A 17,066-nucleotide genomic window follows, 5' to 3' on the forward strand; every position below is an offset into this window, starting at 1 on the left:
AGCCCGCTCCCACATTTGAAAACTGTCATCTTTCAGAAACCTTACTGACTTATTCTCCCGGCACTTCCTTTGGCTTTATTAGGTGCTGGCATGACGCTGCGTGTGTTGTTCCTGTTGATGCTGTGCGCCTGGCTGCCGCTGACGGCGTCGGCTGGCGCGCTGCCAATGCCCGAGTCTGGACCGGTGCTACGCATCCAGGGTTCCAACACCATTGGTGCGGCATTGGGCCCGGCGTTGGTTGAGGGGTTGATGCGCGAACAGGGCCTGCTCAAGGTTCACAGCGAGGCCCCGGACAAAGCCAACGAACTGCGCGTGATCGGCGAAACCGTTCAGGGCCGCAGGGTCGCGGTGGACATCGCGGCCCACGGTTCCAGCACCGGTTTCACCGCACTGAAAACCGCCACCGCCGACCTCGCTGCCTCCTCGCGCCCGATCAAGGACAGCGAACGGACAGACCTTGCACGCCTGGGCGACTTTAAAAGCCCCGGCGCCGAGCAGGTCATCGCCATCGATGGCCTGGCGATCATCCTTCATCCGCAAAATCCGTTGAGTGAACTGAACACCGAACAACTGGCGCGAATCTTCAGCGGCGAGGCAAAAACCTGGGAAGAACTCGGCGGCAGCGGCGGGACAATTCATCTCTATGCGCGGGATGACCAATCGGGCACCTACGACACGTTCAAGGAACTGGTCCTCAGCCGTCGTGGGAAAACGCTGAGCAGCGCGGCGAAACGGTTCGAATCCAGCGAGCAATTGTCCGACGCCGTCAGCCTCGACCCGCAAGGTATCGGCTTCATCGGTCTGCCTTATGTGCGTCAGGCCAGAGCCGTGGCGATTGCCGATGGCCAATCCCAAGCCATGTTGCCGCTCAACAGCCTGATTGCCACGGAAGACTATCCGCTGTCCCGACGGCTGTTCTTTTACTTGCCGCCCAATGGGAAAAACCCTTGGGCCGACGCACTGGTGACGTTCGCCCAAAGCAGCAAGGGTCAGGCGATTGTCGCGGCCAACGGCTTTATCGCCCAGACCGTCCAGGCCATGACCGTCACACCGAACGCGCTGATGCCCGAGGGTTATCAGGCGCTCAGCCGTCACGCTCAGCGCCTGACGGTGAATTTCCGCTTCGAAGAAGGCAGTGCGACGCTAGACAACAAGGCTCGGCAGGACCTGTGGCGGGTGCTCGACTATATAAAACAGCATGAGAAAACCAATCGGCAGGTGACGCTGGTGGGGTTTGGCGACGCCAAGAGTGATCCGGCGCGGGCCGATCTGCTGTCGAAACTGCGCGCCATGGCGGTGCGGCGCGAACTGGTGAAAAGCGGCGTGGTGTTTCGCGAGATTCGTGGTTTTGGCGCCGAGATGCCAGTGGCGGCCAATAGCGCGGATGAGGGGCGAATCAAGAATCGGCGGGTTGAGGTCTGGGTGTATTGAGACCCGCCTGATTCAGGCAGACCACACTGTGGCAAGGGGATTTATCGGAATGCCGCACCACCCCGTTCGGCTGCGAAGCAGTCGTCAATCCGGTTAACGCGGTCTTTCTGAGAAGCATAGGTGACTGGAATGGGGTGGCTGCGCCACCCAACGGGGATAAATCCCCTCGCCACAGGTTTTTCGTTTACCTCAAGAATTCCTTGAGCCGTTAGCCGAGCAATGTCTCAAGCTGCGCCGTGGTGTCCACCGCGCCCATGGTCTTGGCGGCATCCAGCGCAGAGACGCCATTGGCATCCTTGGCTTTCGGGTCGGCGCCTTTGCTGATCAGGTAGTCGACGATTTCGACGCGATTGAACATCGCCGCCATCATCAGCGCAGTACGACCGTCAAAGGACGAACCCTCCACTTGCGCGCCGCCTTCAACCAGTGCCTTCACCACCGCCAGGTCACCCTTGAACGCCGCGCCGGCAATCGGGCTCTGGCCGTTGTCGTTGCGGATTTCCGGGTCGGCCTTGTGTTCGAGCAGGACTTTTACCGTCTCCACATGGCCGTGGTACGCGGCCAGCATCAGCAAGGTGTCGCCCTTGTGGTTACGCAGGTTCGGCGGCAGGCCCTTGGTCAACAGCGCAGCCATCATGGCCGCATCGCCCTCGCGCGCCTTGTTGAATACCTGTTCGGCAAATTCAGCGGCTTCTTCGGGGGTCATCTGGCGGCTTTGGTCTGACATTGGGCACTCCACGTTCGTTTATTCGCAAAGCCGACAGTTTCCCGAGCAGCCCCGACGCTGTCACTTCTTTTTTCTCATGGATGGCCATAGCCACATTCAATAGCGCTGCACTCAATAACGAAAAGCGCCGCCGTGAATATCCGCCAGCAACTGCGGAGTGACCTGCACGTAAGTCTGGGTCCCGGGCAGCCAGGCGTAGATCGGATCATCGCCGGTTTTGCCGGGGTCGAAGGCCTCGTCCTTGAGGCGGGTCTTCTGATATTTGAAGGTGCCGGTGGTCTCCATTTTCACCTTCACTCGTAAGAACAAAGGCACCGCATAAGCGGGCATTTGTTCACGGGCGAAAGCCAGCAGCTCACTGAAATCCAGGGTCGCCAGGGACTCGGCTGGCGTAATCGCCGCCATCCCCGCGCGCCCGTTGGTGTTGCGGATTTCCACGCCGTAGGCCACGGCTTCGGAAATATTCGGGTGTTGCAGAAGGATGTTCTCAACCTCGGTGGTCGAGACGTTTTCACCCTTCCAGCGGAAGGTATCTCCCAGGCGGTCGACAAACTGCGCGTGACCGAAACCGATGTTGCGCAACAGGTCACCCGTATTGAAGTAGCGGTCGCCCTTCTCGAACACGTCGTGCAGCACAACCTTTTCGGTCTTCTGCGGATCGGTATAGCCGTCGAGCGGCGCCTTGTCGTCGATCTTCGCCAGCAACAGTCCCTGCTCGCCTTTGGCGACTTTGCGCATGAAGCCCTGGGCATCCCGAATCGGCGCGCCGCTGTCGTGGTCGTACGCCGCCAACTCCCATGACATCAGGGAAAAACCGACGGTGTTATCAAAGTTGAGGATGTTGGTGAAACCGATGTTGCCGTCGCTGGCGGCGTACAGCTCACAAATGTGGTTCACCCCGAATCGCGTCTTGAACTCGCCCCACGCGCCGGGGCGCAGGCCATTGCCGATCATCTTCGTCACACGGTGCTTGCTGTCGTCGGCGCTGGGCGGTTGATCCACGAGGTAGCGGCACAGTTCGCCGACATAACCGAGGGTAGTCGCGCGGTACTTGCGCACATCGTTCCAGAACTGACTGGCGCTGAACTTGCGGCGAATGGCAAAGCCCGAGGCGCCACTGATCGCCGAGCCCCAGCACACGCACAGCCCGGTGGCGTGATAGAGCGGCAAGGTGCAATAGACGACGTCCTCCGGGCGCATATCCAAGGCGATCAGCCCGAAGCTTGCGGAGCTGCGCATCCAGCGGCCGTGCTTGAACACTCCGGCCTTGGGCAAGCCGGTAGTGCCCGAGGTGTAGATATAGAAACAAGGGTCGTCGAAAAAAACCTGCTGACTGCTGGTGGGATTGGCGCTGGAGCTGTCGGCACTGGCGGTCATCAGGTTGATGAACCCGTCGGGCGCAATGCCCGGATGGCTGAAGGTGTCTCGATCAGCGACGAACCAGGTGCGCGCTGCCTCGATCGACACCCGTTCACGGACCGCCAAAAACGCCGGGACCAGCTCTTCTCCGACGATGATCGCCGCGGGCGCCACCAGGTTCAGGCTGTGTGCCAGGGTATCGCGGGTCTGCGATGTATTGAGCAAGGCACTGATCGCGCCGACTTTGGCCACCGCCAGAATCGTCACCAGCAGTTCCGGGCGATTCTCGATAAAGACCGCCACCACATCACCCTTGCGGATGCCTTGGGCAATCAGATGATGGGCGATGCGATTGGCCCATTGGTTGACCTGAAAATACGTCAGCGCTACCTCGCCCTGCAGCAATGCCCGGCCATCGGGATTGCGCAACGTTGCTTGCTCGAAGCTCCAGCCCAGGCCGCACGGTTGGGTCGGGTCCTTGACGTTGGCGGCTTTCATGCCCTTCACCACGCGAGGAATGGCTTTGGCAATGGAAGGCAGCTTGCGGAGCATCATGCCCCAGGTAATCGTGTCGTGCGGCGTGCGGCTCATGGTTGCTCCCGGTGGATCTTTTTATTGTTCGGGCGGCGTTGATTGAGGCCGAAAATACGTCAGCGGTTCCTGAGCTGTACACGCGGTTTTTGAAATGATTTGTATCCACGGCTGCGGCATTCGACATCGTGAGCCTGCGCCGGGCAAATGGTTCCATCGAATCGATGTCGACCACGCAAAATGCAGGATGCACGATGGCCATTCATGCAGATTGCACGAAAGTGCAAAAGCACTGAAAAACTAACTAATTGATATGTAAGGACTTTTAAAAAAACTGGTGCTGGCACAATCACTGCAACTACCTCTGCATGCTTGCCATTCAAGAGCTAACGGAGCTGATAGACATGAACCTGATCCAAGAAAAATTTTCGTCCCTGTTCTCCAACTTCGAAGTGACCACCCAGCCGCGTCCTGACGGTGGCATTCTGCTGACCTTGAGCAGCACCGACGGCAAAGTCTTCAAACGTTCGATTTCGTACCAGCAATTGCATGCTGGCGATCAGTTGTCCTGGGTGATCAGTGCCATTCGCCGTGACATCGCCGAACAGGCCAGCGAACTGCCGCAGATTTCCATGCTGCAAAGCCAGCAGCGGTTTGCCCTGCCAACGTATCACTCGGCTTAAACCGTTCCAGAGCTGTAAACAAACAGGCCGTGAGAGCTTTCGCTCCACGGCCTGTTTAGTTTCTGGAATCACGCAAGCCCGCTCCCACAGGTTATGTGCGTCGTGGCTTAGAACATCGAAGGATCGATCCGCGCAAAACTGTCGACGGTCATATGCCCCGCCAGCTCCCCGCCCTCTCGGGCCAGCCCGCACGTAGCCATTCCCGCCGTGCGCGCCGCGTCCAGTTCCTCGACGATGTCGGACAGAAACAGGATCTGCGAAGCGTCCAGGCCAATGGACTGGGTAATGCGCTCGTAGGACTTCGCTTCACGCTTGGGCCCCGAGGTGGTGTCGAAATAGCCGCTGAACAGCGGCGACAAATCACCCGCCTCCGAGCAACCGAAGATCAGCTTTTGCGCCTGAATTGATCCCGATGAGTAAACAAACAGTTTGTAGCCTTCCGGATGCCAGCGTTTGAGCGCTTCAACGGCGTCCGGGTAAACGTGGCCTTTCAACTCTCCGGCCTGATAGCCCTGCTCCCAGACCATGCCTTGCAACGCTTTCAGCGGCGTGGCTTTGCGGTCTTCGGCGATCCATTGCAGAAGAATGTCGATCACCCGCTCGACGTCGGCGTTCGGCTCGTTGGTATCCCGGCGAACGGCGTCCAGTTGCTCGGCAACATCCGCACGCGCGGCGTTATGGCGAACAAAATCCGGCAAGTGTTTGGCCGCGTAGGGAAACAGCACGTCGAACACAAAACTCACCGCGCTCGTAGTGCCTTCGATGTCGGTGAGAATCGCTTTGATCGGCATCGCCTCAGTCCTCAAGACGCGGGAAGCGACTGGCGATGTCGTCGCCGGTGAAATTGGCCACCCAGCCCTCAGGGTTGTTGAACAGACGGATCGCGACGAAATGCGGATGCTCGCCCATGTCGAACCAGTGCGGGGTGCCGGCCGGTACCGAGATCAGGTCGTTTTTCTCGCAGAGCACCGCGTAGACGTAATCGTCGATGTGCAAGGTGAACAAGCCACGGCCGGCGACGAAAAATCGTACTTCGTCTTCGCCATGGCGATGTTCGTCGAGAAACCTTGCGCGCAATTCGGCTTTTTGCGGGTGATCGCTGTTCAGGCTGATCACATCGACGGTGATGTAACCGCGCTCGGTCATCAGTTTGTCGATTTGCTCCTGATACGCGGCGATCACTTCTTCCTGACTGGCGCCGGGCTGGATTTTCGCCGCGGCTTGCCAGCGGTCGAAACGCACGCCCTGCTCGGCCAGGGTCGAGGCGATGTCTTCGAAATGCGTCAGCACCTTGTTTGGCAAATCAGGGCTTGAGACGTGGTAAACGGACAGGCTGCTCATCAGGGCAACTCCTTAACGGTTCATGCTTGACGGTTCAAGAGTGAGCGCATCTTCAACTCGCACTCGAACAAAAATTCAAAGGCCTCGATCTGCCGCAGCGCGTCGCTCATGCGCGCGCCCCAGGTGTAGAGGCCGTGGCCGCGGATCAGGTAGCCGACGCAATCGGGATGCGCTTCAAGCCAAGGCTGTACCTTGGCGGCGAGGCGTGCAATGTCTTGATCGTTGTCGAAAATCGGCACACGCACCCGGGATTCGTGGGTCGACACACCACTGAAGGCTTTTTGCAGTTCGTAGTCTTCGAACTCAATGAAGTCTTGCGGCGTCAGGCGCGACAGCACCGTGGCGTTCACCGAGTGCGTGTGCAGCACCGCGCCGATCTCCGGGCGCCAACTGTAGAGCTGGGTGTGCAACAGGGTTTCGGCGGACGGTTTTTTGCCCGGCTCCAGGCTGTTGCCGGACAGATCGGTGGCCAGCACATCGTCGGGGCCGAGTTGGCCTTTGTGCTTGCCGGACACCGTCAGCAGCGCTTCAGTCGCCGACAGGCGCGTCGAGTAGTTGCTGCTGGTGGCCGGTGACCAGCCGCGGCCATACAGAAAACGCCCGGCATCGATGATTTCCTGGGCGAGGTGCTCACGGGTGAGGCTCATGGCCTGTCCTCTTGCATACGTGTGGCAATGATAACGGCTGCCGCGAAGGCTGCGAGGCTGGCAATACTAAAGGTCAATGCGGGGCCGAGGGCATTCCAGCTGTAGCCGGAATACAACGCGCCCAGTGCGCCGCCGGTGCCGGCCAGTGCGGCGTACAACGCCTGGCCCTGCCCTTGTTGGCGCGCGCCGAAGCTACGTTGCACGAACTGGATGGCAGCCGCGTGAAAGCTGCCGAAGGTCGCCGCGTGCAGTACCTGGGCAAACAACAGCACCCAAAGAAATTCAGCGAACGAACCGAGCAACAACCAACGCAACGCCGCCAGCAGAAAACTCGCCAGCAACACCCGACGCACGGAGAAGCGCGCGAGGATCTTGCTCATGGCCAGAAACATCAAGACTTCGGCGACCACACCGACCGCCCAGAGCACGCCGATCAGCCCACGGCTGTACCCGAGTCGCTCCAGGTGCAAGGTCAGAAAGGTGTAATAAGGACCGTGGCTCATCTGCATCAGCGCCACGCAACCGTAAAACGCCAGCACCCCGGGATTGCGCAATTGCTTGAGAAACCCATCTCCCGCAATTCGATTGCCCTGAGCCGGTTGGGCGTTCGGTACCCACAAACTGCTGACCACGATCCCGGCCATGATCAGCACCAGCGCCACCGGATAGATATCCAGGCTCAACCATTCGAACAACCGGCCAAGCGCAACCACGGTGATGATAAAACCGATGGAACCCCACAGGCGGATCTGGCTGTAACGGTGAGTCTGACCCTGCAAGTGCGCCAACGTGATGACTTCGAACTGCGGCAACACCGCGTGCCAGAAGAACGCGTGCAAGGCCATGACCATCGCCAGCCAGGCATAGGTCTTGCTGACAAAGATCAGCGAAAACGTCAGCAGCGTGCAGACCGCACCGAAGCGCACGATGGCCAGGCGTCGGCCGGTGTAATCACCGAGCCAGCCCCAGATGTTCGGCGCCACGCAGCGCATCAGCATCGGGATCGCCACCAGCTCGCCGATGCGCGCACTGGAAAAGCCCAGGTGATCGAAGTACAGCGCCAGAAACGGCGCTGTCGAACCGAGCAAGGCGAAATAGAACAGATAGAAACTGGAGAGCCGCCAGTACGGGAGCGCCGCTGTTGTCATCTGACAGCAGCGGCTGTGAGGTCAGCCATTAAAGCTGACCCAGCACCGGCGTGCTCACGCGCACGTCCAGGTTCTGCCCACGGTGACGCAACAGGTGATCCATCAGCACGATGGCCATCATCGCTTCGGCGATCGGTGTGGCGCGGATGCCGACGCACGGGTCATGGCGACCCTTGGTGACGACTTCCACCGGGTTGCCATGGATGTCGATGGAACGACCCGGCGTGGTGATGCTTGAGGTTGGCTTGAGCGCCAGGTGCGCGACGATCGGCTGACCCGACGAAATGCCACCCAAAATGCCGCCCGCGTTGTTGCTGAGGAAACCTTGCGGGGTCATTTCATCGCGGTGCTCGGTGCCGCGCTGGGCAACGCTGGCGAAACCGGCGCCGATTTCCACGCCTTTGACCGCGTTGATGCTCATCAGCGCGTGAGCGAGTTCGGCATCGAGACGGTCGAAGATCGGCTCGCCGAGGCCCGGCATTACGCCTTCAGCGACTACGGTGATCTTCGCGCCGACCGAATCCTGGTCGCGACGCAACTGGTCCATATAGGCTTCCAGTTCCGGGACCTTGTCCGGATCAGGGCTGAAGAAGGCGTTCTCCTCCACCGAATCCCAGGTCTTGAACGGGATTTCGATCGGGCCGAGCTGGCTCATGTAGCCACGAATGACGATGCCCTGAGTGGCCAGGTATTTTTTCGCAATCGCCCCGGCCGCCACGCGCATGGCCGTTTCACGGGCCGAACTGCGACCGCCGCCACGATAATCGCGCTCGCCGTATTTGTGGTGATAGGTGTAGTCGGCGTGGGCCGGGCGAAACAGGTCCTTGATCGCCGAGTAATCCTTGGACTTCTGGTCGGTGTTGCGAATCAACAGGCCGATGGAGCAACCGGTGGTGCGCCCTTCGAACACGCCGGAGAGGATTTCGACTTCGTCGGCTTCCTGGCGCTGGGTGGTGTGGCGGCTGGTGCCGGGTTTGCGGCGATCCAGGTCACGCTGCAGATCCTCCAGGGAGATCTCCAGGCCCGGCGGGCAGCCATCGACAATGGCGACCAACGCCGGACCATGGCTTTCGCCCGCGGTGGTGACAGTGAACAGCTTGCCGTAGGTATTGCCGGACATGCAGGACGCTCCGTGAATTCGAACCAAATACGTAATGCGCGCCAGTATACGCAGGCTACCCAACTAGTTCATCCTCGAACCTTATGGGTGCCTGCGAGTCCAACCGGCATCTTGTTCATGATGGCGTGATGATGCTGCGAGTTATAGCCTTGAGCCTTACCCTCTTTACCGGCTTTGTACAGGCCACCGTCCTGCAACGCCCGATCACGTTGGACACCGGCACCGGCGAGCTTTTCGGCTCGCTATTGCTGCCCAAGTCCGACACACCGGTACCGGTTGTCCTGATCATTTCCGGCTCCGGTCCTACGGATCGTGACGGAAACAACCCCGACGGCGGACGCAACGACAGCCTCAAGCGTCTCGCTTGGGTACTGGCCAAACACAACATCGCCAGCGTGCGTTATGACAAACGCGGCGTCGCGGCGAGTCTTGCGGCAACCCCGGACGAACGCAATCTTTCAGTTGAAGCCTACGTAGCGGACGCAGAGGCCTGGGGCCGGAAGCTCAAAACCGACCCGCGCTTTGGCCAACTGATCCTGCTGGGCCACAGCGAAGGCGCCTTGATCGCCAGCCTCGCGGCGCCGAGCCTGGATGCCGCCGCGGTCATTTCCATGTCCGGCAGCGCCCGACCGATCGATCAGGTGCTGCGCCAGCAATTGAGCAATCGCCTGCCGCCAGCACTGATGCTGCGCAGCAATGAACTGCTCGACAGCCTCAAGGCCGGCCACACTGACGACAACGTGCCGCCGCAGTTGCAGGTGATTTTCCGCCCGAGTGTGCAGCCGTATCTGATTTCATTGTTCCGCCAGGACCCGGCGGCGGCATTCGCCAAGTTGAAGATGCCGGCGCTGATCATCCAGGGCAGCAACGACATCCAGGTCGGTGTCGGTGACGCCAGGCTGTTGAAGGCCGCCAAACCGGACGCCGAACTGGCGCTGATCGAAGGCATGAACCACGTCATGCGCATCGTGCCCAACGATGTAAAACGGCAATTAGCCTCTTACAAAGATCCGCAATTGCCGCTGGCGGCCGAACTCGGCACGCGAATCCTCGGGTTTATTGACGGACTTCGCACCAGTTAAGCGGTGTTAGGGGCGTGAAAACCAGTTTAGAACGCCCCCTAACCCTCCAGTCCTGAAAAAAACGGCCGATAAGCCTTTGTCGCCAGCGCTATGACTGGCGGCAAGCAGAGCTTGGACAGGATCTCGCCGTTATGACTGATACCCAGACTTCACCCGACACCACTGCCGAAAAAGACGCACCACCAGTGGTCGAGCTGCCGTGGGCGGACGTCCACGCCGAGCACCACAAGATGCTCCGTCTGGCGCCATTGAAAACCGACCGCAACACCGGTGGACGGCCGCTGCGCTTTGTTGAATTCGGTTACGCCGAGCGCAACAACAAGGAACACAGCCTGATGCGCATGAGCATTGCGCTGCCCGGCCAGCGCGTGCGCAAGGAACAGAATCATCTGGACGTGTGGGTCGATCACGCCACCAAGCGCGTGCATTTCGGACCTGACAGCGGTTTGCAGATCGAACCGATGAACCGTGGCATCGGTCGCTTCATGGCCGCTCAGGGTATTACCTGGGCGAAAAAGAGATGGCCTGGCTACACCGTCGACGGCACAGACCTGAACAACAAGGATGCGCTGAACGAAGACACTCGCCTGCGCCGCGATCACTTTTTACGGATGCACGGTTTCGACGTGATCTACGCCGACGCCCAGCATTTGAAAGGCAGCGTCAAAGAAGTGCAGGTCGGCGACCTGTTGGGTGACTGGAGTACGGAAAAACTGCAGGTCGTGGAAATTCTTGAGGCGGCGCAGATGCTCCAGCAAGCTGAGCAAAATCTCGCCGAGCAGGAAGTCAAACTCAAGAAACACGAAGAAAAAGTCAGCAAGTACAAGCGCGAAGACGCCGGACTGCGCTTTACCATTACCTGTCTGGTGGCGTTTGCGGTGTTTCAGGCGGGGTTGTTGATCTGGATTGCCACGCACCGGTAGATCAAAAGATCGCAGCCTCGTTGCACTCGACAGCTCCTACAGGGCTTACACATTCCCTGTAGGAGCTCGATCTTTTGCTTTTAAGGGTCAGACGCGGGAAGCGAACAGCGCCTGATGATCGCGGCACTGTTCCGCCGTCAGCATGAACACGCCATGCCCACCACGCTCGAAATCAAGCCAGGCGAAGTCGACTTCCGGGTACAGCGCCGAGACGTGAACCTGGCTGTTGCCCACTTCGACAATCAGCAAGCCCTTCTCGGTCAGGTGATCCGCCGCTTCGGCGAGCATGCGACGCACCAGGTTCAAACCATCATCACCGCAGGCCAGGCCCAGCTCCGGTTCGTGCTGGTATTCGTCCGGCATGTCGGCGAAATCTTCCGCATCGACGTAAGGCGGGTTCGACACGATCAGGTCGAAACGCTGACCCGGCAAACCATCGAAGCCATCGCCCTGCACCGTGTACACCCGCTCATCGACGCCATGGCGCTCGATGTTCTGGTTGGCCACTTCCAGCGCTTCGTACGATAGATCAGCCAACACCACTTCGGCGTTCTGGAACTCGTAGGCACAGGCGATACCGATGCAGCCGGAACCGGTGCACAGGTCGAGAATCCGCGCAGGTTCCGCACCCAGCCACGGCTCGAAACGTTTTTCGATCAGTTCGCCAATTGGCGAACGCGGGATCAATACGCGCTCATCGACAATGAACGACATGCCGCAAAACCACGCTTCACCCAACAGGTAGGCGGTAGGAATGCGTTCTTCAATACGGCGCTTGAGCAGGCGTTGCAGCTTGACCAGCTCGTCTTCTTCAAGATTGCAGTCGAGGTAGCTGTCGGCGATTTCCCACGGCAAGTGCAAGGCACCCAACACCAACTGACGCGCTTCGTCCCAGGCGTTGTCGGTCCCATGGCCGAAAAACAGATCCTCCCCATGGAAGCGGCTGACGGCCCAACGGATATGGTCACGCAGGGTACGAAGTCGGGAAGTGATCACGGGGCAAACTCCAAAAAAAACGACTGGCGATTCTAACAGCCAAAACGCGTCTCGACGACGCGGGAAAACTACCGGGGCAAATGTAGGACTCTTCTATTTTTTCGGCTGGGTATTGAACAAAACGAGCCTATTGACAAGGCTGCGAGCCAGCAAAGACGGCGCCTACGATGGTAGCGATTCACAGAAGCGCTCAGCCAGAGGACAATGTCGCAAAAGCCCCACCCGAAGGAGCCCCAGAATGTCCGTTCCAAAAACGATGTTTCAACTCAGCGGCCGCGGTTATGCAGCAGCCGTTCTGAGCCATGCGACCCTTGTCATCATCGACGCCCAGAAAGAATACCTCAGCGGTCCGTTGGCCCTGATCGGCATGGATGCTGCCGTCGCGAACATCAAGCAACTGGTAGCCGCTGCCCGTGCAGCCGGCCGGCCAATCGTCCATGTTCGCCACCTCGGCACCGTCGGTGGGCTGTTCGATCCACAAGGCGAGCGCGGTGAGTTCATCCCGGGCCTGGAACCACAGGGCGACGAAACCATCATCGGTAAATTGCTGCCGAGTGCGTTCCACGGCACCGAACTGCTGGAACGCCTGCAAAATCTCGGCTCGCTGGACCTGATCGTGTGCGGTTTCATGAGCCACTCCAGCGTCAGCACCACGGTGCGCGCCGCGAAGAACCTGGGCTTTCGTTGCACGCTGGTAGAAGACGCCTGCGCGACTCGCGACCTGCCTTACAAGGGCGGCGTGTTGAGCGCAGACCACGTTCAGCAGACTGAAATGGCGATCATGGCGGACAACTTTGCCACCCTCGCGCTGACTCACGAACTGATCTGATCGACGCTCGATGAGCGGTCCATGCCGCCGCTCATCCGCAAAAGCCTATCATTTGCTGTAATTGTCTTAGCCTCAGGAACATCCCGGTCAACTCCCGGTCGAAGGGCCGATACCCATTGAGGAAGGTCGGAATGAAGTTATCCGATGGTTTTGACGCTCGCCGCTTGCGGCCCAAAGGCCAACGCAACTGGCGTTTTCGAATCGGCGCGGCATTTGCTGCCTTGTTGTCGATGTGCGGCGTGTTGCTGGCGATGGCCGGTGCCGCCAGCCTGCTTGGCCACGCACCCGCCCTGGGCGAGTTGAATACCAACCGGGTCGGTTCGGCAGTGATTCTGGCGATTGGCCTGTTCGTGCTGTACCTCGGCGTGTGGCTGTGGCGTCGCTGCCGTCGCCGCTCGCGGCAGTCGCAAGAGCTGAACATCTCCCCGCATTTGATGAAAAAGCACGACTGAGCCGAGTGCTGCGCGTTTTCTCGCGCCCCATTCGCCTCGAGTTGGGTAAACTGGCCGCCCTTCGCGGAGGCTGACATGCAAGACGACGATTTTTCCCTGTTCAAAAGCGCGATCCAAGGCGTCAAGCCGATCAAACACGATCGCGCCGAAACCGGCAAACCCAAAGCTGACCGCGCACAAATCGCCAAGTTGCGACAAGCCGCCACCGTGCGCACCGATGCCACCACCGTTGACGGGCTGTCCGATCAGTTCGTTATCGATGTTGGCCCGGAAGACGAGCTGATGTGGGCGCGTGACGGCGTTCAGGAAAGCCAGATGCGCAAGCTCAAGATCGGACAGATTCCGTTCGAAGGCAGCCTCGACCTTCATGGCATGAACGTGGAAAAGGCTCGGGAAACCCTCTGGGCGTTTCTGGCCGAAGCGACCAAATTCGAAATTCGTTGCGTGCGCGTCACCCACGGCAAGGCTGTGCGTCTGGACGGCAAGCGACCGATGATCAAAAGCCACGTCAACACCTGGCTGCGCCAACATTCACAAGTGCTCGGCTTCACCTCGTGCCAAGCGAAACACGGCGGCGCCGGGGCGGTTTATGTGATGCTCAAACGGACCATGATGGAAGGTCGCGACGAGTAAAGCAGTCGCCTGGCAAATTATCGGGATAACGATTTGCAAAGATATGGGAGCTCCCGTAATACTTCGCAGATGGAATTCAAAGAACGACTCAAAGCAGCCCGCCAACACGCCAAGCTCAATCAAACTGAGCTTGCTGCGCGCGCAGGCCTGACGCAAACCTCAATCTCCGACCTCGAGCGCGGGAAATCGAAGGCAACAGCCTTTGCTGCCCAGATCGCTTCAGTGTGTGGCGTTTCACCAATGTGGCTGGCTGAGGGTGTCGGTGACATGCTTAAAGGGGTGTCCGATGCTGCTCCGGTGAATCGCCCTCCTCCAAGCGTTTCAATGTCAGACATCCAGCCTTGGGACGACAGCACGCCCCTGGATGACGACGAGGTGTATGTCCCGTTCCTGCGTGAAGTTGAACTAGCGGCCGGATCAGGCCGTTTCGTGATCGCGGAAAACGACAGCGCCCGGCTGCGTTTCTTCAAGAAAGACCTGCGTCACAACAGCGTGCAGTTCAACAACGCCAAGTGCGTGGTGGTGAGCGGAAACAGCATGCTCCCGGTACTGCGCGACGGCGCGACGGTTGGCATGAACGTCGGAAAGAACTCGCTGGGCGACATCGTCGACGGCGAAATGTACGCGATCAACCACAACGGCCAGCTGCGCGTGAAACAGGTCTACCGACTGCCCAGTGGGATCCGCCTCCGCAGCTTCAACCGTGACGAGCATCCGGACGAGGACTACACCTTCGCCGAGATCCAGGAGCAGCAGATTGCGATCCTGGGTCATGTCTTTTGGTGGGCGATGTATTCGCGGTAAATTCATCCAAGAGAAGCCCGCCAAGCGCGGGCTTTTTTTGTACCTGAAATATAGGCACGGAATAAAATATGGGAATACCCATTGACATAAAATATGGGAACTCCCATATTTATTCTCAAGCCGACGAGAAATCGATCGGAAGCTGCCAAGCATCACTTCTGTCCATTCACTGAGTGCGCAGTGGGATGTAGGCCTGCATCAAACGCAAGGCTCACCAGAGCAAAAAGCGACATCAATGGACTGAGGCAAAAACCATGACTGTAGATATCAGCAACTTCACCATCGCTACCCCGCTTCCAATCTCCGACACCAACCCGATTGCGCTTGAGCTCATCGGCTGGCGCGCACTGATCGAATGCCCCGACGTCATCTCAATGCTTGACGATGGTTCGCTGCTGATGACGGCGCCGACACTTGGAGCTTCGAGCAAGAGCACGCTACGAACCCGCTGCGAGTGGAAGGAGCCAGGTTACTGGCTGTTCTCCAGCGCAGCGGACCACTGGAATCGCCAAGAAATGCGACTGACGAAGGTCAACTCGCTGCAGAAAGTCGTGATCGCCCAAATTCATGTGAAGGGTTCAGAACGACCTCCGGTAAAGGTGTTCTGGAACAAAGGAAAAATCACCATGGGGTTCCGGTCAAGCTACCTCCAGGACGATCCGGTCAACTCGACGGTGTTGGAGAACGTGCCGCTCGGTGCACTTTTCAAAATCAACATTCACGCCAATTCGAGCGGCGCCGTCTCTGTATCGGCTAGTTGTAACGGCGTCAAATCCACCTCCGCGATCATGCGCCTCGACAACACCTGGGACACGAAAACACTCGCCTTTCACGGCGGCGTGTACAACCAGATCGATTACTCCGACACCACCGACCCGCTAGACGGTTCTATCTGCATCATCAGCGATCTGTCGATCACTCACGCCTGATACGACCTGCTCGGCCTGATGAGCAAGACAGGCTTCAGGGAAGCATCACTGCTGCACCTTGGCGACAGGGTGTAGCGGGATGCGCAAACCCGAAATGACCGATTTGGGGAATCGCGCCCGCCGGCAATACAACTGCCGGCACACATACGCTACCATGTGCCTCATGTCGGGGATGAACCCTGCGATTATTGCCACTCAGCTCGGTCATAGCGTTCAGATGTTGCTATCGACCTACACCCGATGGATCAACGCCAGTACAGACTGGGTGAACTCGGGAAGATTGAAAAGAGCTTGATTGGTACACAATTGGTACAGACAGAAACAGTACCCCTCTGAAACCCGTATGGAATCAGCCTCTGTGACACTGGAACAGAACTACACCGCGATTCTCGGCCAATTGGGCGAGGACGTCTCCCGCGAGGGCCTGCTCGACACGCCAAAACGTGCCGCCAAAGCCATGCAGTACCTCTGCCGCGGTTATGAACAGACACTGGAAGAGGTCACCAACGGTGCCTTGTTCAGCTCCGACAACAGCGAGATGGTGCTGGTGAAGGACATCGAGCTCTACTCGTTGTGCGAACACCACCTGCTGCCGTTTATCGGCAAGGCTCACGTCGCCTACATCCCGAGCGGCAAGGTATTGGGCCTGTCGAAAGTCGCGCGGATCGTCGATATGTACGCCCGCCGCCTGCAGATCCAGGAAAACCTCAGCCGCCAGATCGCCGATGCAGTCCAGCAGGTCACCGGCGCCCTGGGCGTTGCAGTGGTGATCGAGGCCAAGCACATGTGCATGATGATGCGCGGTGTGGAGAAACAGAATTCGTCGATGATCACTTCGGTGATGCTGGGTGAGTTCCGCGAAAACGCGGCCACCCGCAGCGAGTTTCTCAGCCTGATCAAGTAATTCGCAGCAGAAGAAAACCGGCATTCATCGCCGGTTTTTTTTCGTCCGTGAAAAATCAGGTAAGCTGCGCGCCTTCTGTTTGCCCCTGAGAGGCTTATACCGTGTTCGTTAAAGCACTTCGTGTCGGCCTTGGCCAACTGATCATCTTCATCGACTTCATCACCCGTCCGGGCAAAAAACAGCGCCCTGCCGAGGTTCAGGCTCAGGTCAACACGGCCGCCAAGGACCTGACCCTGTATCAGTTCCACGCCTGCCCGTTCTGCGTGAAAACCCGCCGCACCCTGCGCCGCTTGAACGTGCCGGTGGCGCTGCGCGACGCGAAGAACAACGAACAGGATCGCCAGGCCCTGCTGGAACACGGCGGCAAGATCAAGGTGCCGTGCCTGCGCATCGAAGAAAATGGCCAGACGACCTGGATGTATGAGTCCAAGGTGATCATCGAATATCTGGACAAGCGGTTTGCCGCAGCCTGAATCCGTACAGATTTCGGATAAAAATAAACCGGCCCATTGGCCGGTTTATTTGTT

General features: G+C 58.9%; 19 protein-coding genes. 11 read left to right on the forward strand and 8 right to left on the reverse strand.

The genetic code is table 11. The annotated features are described in order from the left end of the window. Positions 1-90: 90 nt before the first annotated feature. Positions 91-1,431, forward strand: coding sequence for a substrate-binding domain-containing protein (locus ACMXYJ_RS23405; protein WP_415757116.1), 1,341 nt, complete (start codon positions 91-93; stop codon positions 1,429-1,431). Between the two features lie 208 nt (positions 1,432-1,639). On the opposite strand, the gene ACMXYJ_RS23410 is transcribed toward ACMXYJ_RS23405, so the two are convergent. Next, a complete protein-coding gene (locus ACMXYJ_RS23410) occupies positions 1,640-2,158 on the reverse strand; it encodes an ankyrin repeat domain-containing protein (protein WP_415757117.1) in 519 nt (172 codons plus the stop codon). A 111-nt stretch (positions 2,159-2,269) separates the two neighbouring features. Beyond that, on the reverse strand, positions 2,270-4,108 hold the full coding sequence (locus tag ACMXYJ_RS23415) for a long-chain-acyl-CoA synthetase (RefSeq protein ID WP_415757118.1): 1,839 nt from the start codon (positions 4,106-4,108) through the stop codon (positions 2,270-2,272). Positions 4,109-4,452: 344 nt separating this feature from the next. Here ACMXYJ_RS23415 and ACMXYJ_RS23420 point away from each other — a divergent pair, with 344 nt between their 5' ends. After that, the gene (locus tag ACMXYJ_RS23420) at positions 4,453-4,731 is read left to right on the forward strand and encodes a DUF3509 domain-containing protein (RefSeq protein WP_102615552.1); all 279 of its coding nucleotides are present in this window, start codon (positions 4,453-4,455) and stop codon (positions 4,729-4,731) included. 107 nt (positions 4,732-4,838) lie between these two features. On the opposite strand, the gene mtnC is transcribed toward ACMXYJ_RS23420, so the two are convergent. Genes mtnC through aroC form a run of 5 tightly spaced genes read right to left on the reverse strand, consistent with a single transcriptional unit; the run spans position 4,839 to position 8,987 of the window. Beyond that, positions 4,839-5,522, reverse strand: coding sequence for an acireductone synthase (mtnC, locus tag ACMXYJ_RS23425; protein ID WP_415757119.1), 684 nt, complete (start codon positions 5,520-5,522; stop codon positions 4,839-4,841). Positions 5,523-5,526: 4 nt separating this feature from the next. After that, entirely contained in the window at positions 5,527-6,072 is a 546-nt protein-coding gene (locus tag ACMXYJ_RS23430) for a 1,2-dihydroxy-3-keto-5-methylthiopentene dioxygenase (RefSeq protein ID WP_415757120.1), read from the reverse strand. 20 nt (positions 6,073-6,092) lie between these two features. Beyond that, a complete protein-coding gene (locus ACMXYJ_RS23435) occupies positions 6,093-6,719 on the reverse strand; it encodes a methylthioribulose 1-phosphate dehydratase (RefSeq protein ID WP_415757121.1) in 627 nt (208 codons plus the stop codon). Then, entirely contained in the window at positions 6,716-7,867 is a 1,152-nt protein-coding gene (locus ACMXYJ_RS23440; protein WP_415757122.1) for an MFS transporter, read from the reverse strand. Before ACMXYJ_RS23440 ends, ACMXYJ_RS23435 begins: the two co-directional genes overlap by 4 nt. Positions 7,868-7,895: 28 nt before the next feature. Further along, a complete protein-coding gene (gene aroC, locus ACMXYJ_RS23445) occupies positions 7,896-8,987 on the reverse strand; it encodes a chorismate synthase (protein WP_008146116.1) in 1,092 nt (363 codons plus the stop codon). An 83-nt stretch (positions 8,988-9,070) separates the two neighbouring features. On the opposite strand from aroC, the gene ACMXYJ_RS23450 reads away from it, so the two are divergent. Beyond that, a complete protein-coding gene (locus ACMXYJ_RS23450) occupies positions 9,071-10,069 on the forward strand; it encodes an alpha/beta hydrolase (protein ID WP_415757123.1) in 999 nt (332 codons plus the stop codon). A gap of 131 nt (positions 10,070-10,200) precedes the next feature. Next, a complete protein-coding gene (locus ACMXYJ_RS23455) occupies positions 10,201-10,992 on the forward strand; it encodes a hypothetical protein (protein WP_415757124.1) in 792 nt (263 codons plus the stop codon). 87 nt (positions 10,993-11,079) lie between these two features. On the opposite strand, the gene prmB is transcribed toward ACMXYJ_RS23455, so the two are convergent. Further along, a complete protein-coding gene (prmB, locus tag ACMXYJ_RS23460; RefSeq protein WP_415757125.1) occupies positions 11,080-11,988 on the reverse strand; it encodes a 50S ribosomal protein L3 N(5)-glutamine methyltransferase in 909 nt (302 codons plus the stop codon). 238 nt (positions 11,989-12,226) lie between these two features. Between prmB and ACMXYJ_RS23465 the strand changes: the two genes are divergently transcribed. The 7 genes from ACMXYJ_RS23465 to ACMXYJ_RS23495 all read left to right on the forward strand — a co-directional run bounded on the left by ACMXYJ_RS23465 (position 12,227) and on the right by ACMXYJ_RS23495 (position 17,012). Next, positions 12,227-12,817 (forward strand): cysteine hydrolase family protein, encoded by a 591-nt coding sequence (locus ACMXYJ_RS23465; protein ID WP_033057146.1) that lies wholly within the window; start codon positions 12,227-12,229, stop codon positions 12,815-12,817. A 131-nt stretch (positions 12,818-12,948) separates the two neighbouring features. After that, positions 12,949-13,269 carry a hypothetical protein gene (locus tag ACMXYJ_RS23470; RefSeq protein ID WP_348123672.1) on the forward strand — a complete coding sequence of 107 codons (321 nt, stop codon included), beginning with the start codon at positions 12,949-12,951 and terminating at the stop codon, positions 13,267-13,269. 75 nt (positions 13,270-13,344) lie between these two features. Then, positions 13,345-13,902 carry a Smr/MutS family protein gene (locus tag ACMXYJ_RS23475; RefSeq protein WP_056740389.1) on the forward strand — a complete coding sequence of 186 codons (558 nt, stop codon included), beginning with the start codon at positions 13,345-13,347 and terminating at the stop codon, positions 13,900-13,902. A 69-nt stretch (positions 13,903-13,971) separates the two neighbouring features. Then, positions 13,972-14,706, forward strand: coding sequence for an XRE family transcriptional regulator (locus ACMXYJ_RS23480; protein ID WP_415757126.1), 735 nt, complete (start codon positions 13,972-13,974; stop codon positions 14,704-14,706). A 254-nt stretch (positions 14,707-14,960) separates the two neighbouring features. Continuing rightward, positions 14,961-15,635 carry a polysaccharide lyase family 7 protein gene (locus ACMXYJ_RS23485; protein WP_415757127.1) on the forward strand — a complete coding sequence of 225 codons (675 nt, stop codon included), beginning with the start codon at positions 14,961-14,963 and terminating at the stop codon, positions 15,633-15,635. A 358-nt stretch (positions 15,636-15,993) separates the two neighbouring features. Continuing rightward, a complete protein-coding gene (gene folE, locus ACMXYJ_RS23490) occupies positions 15,994-16,539 on the forward strand; it encodes a GTP cyclohydrolase I FolE (RefSeq protein ID WP_010456659.1) in 546 nt (181 codons plus the stop codon). Positions 16,540-16,640: 101 nt separating this feature from the next. Beyond that, positions 16,641-17,012, forward strand: a complete 372-nt coding sequence (locus tag ACMXYJ_RS23495; RefSeq protein WP_415757128.1) for a glutathione S-transferase N-terminal domain-containing protein — start codon at positions 16,641-16,643, stop codon at positions 17,010-17,012. The last annotated feature ends 54 nt before the right edge of the window (positions 17,013-17,066 follow it).

This window comes from Pseudomonas arabinosi (assembly GCF_047758675.1).
In the GTDB taxonomy this organism is placed as follows: domain Bacteria; phylum Pseudomonadota; class Gammaproteobacteria; order Pseudomonadales; family Pseudomonadaceae; genus Aquipseudomonas; species Aquipseudomonas arabinosi.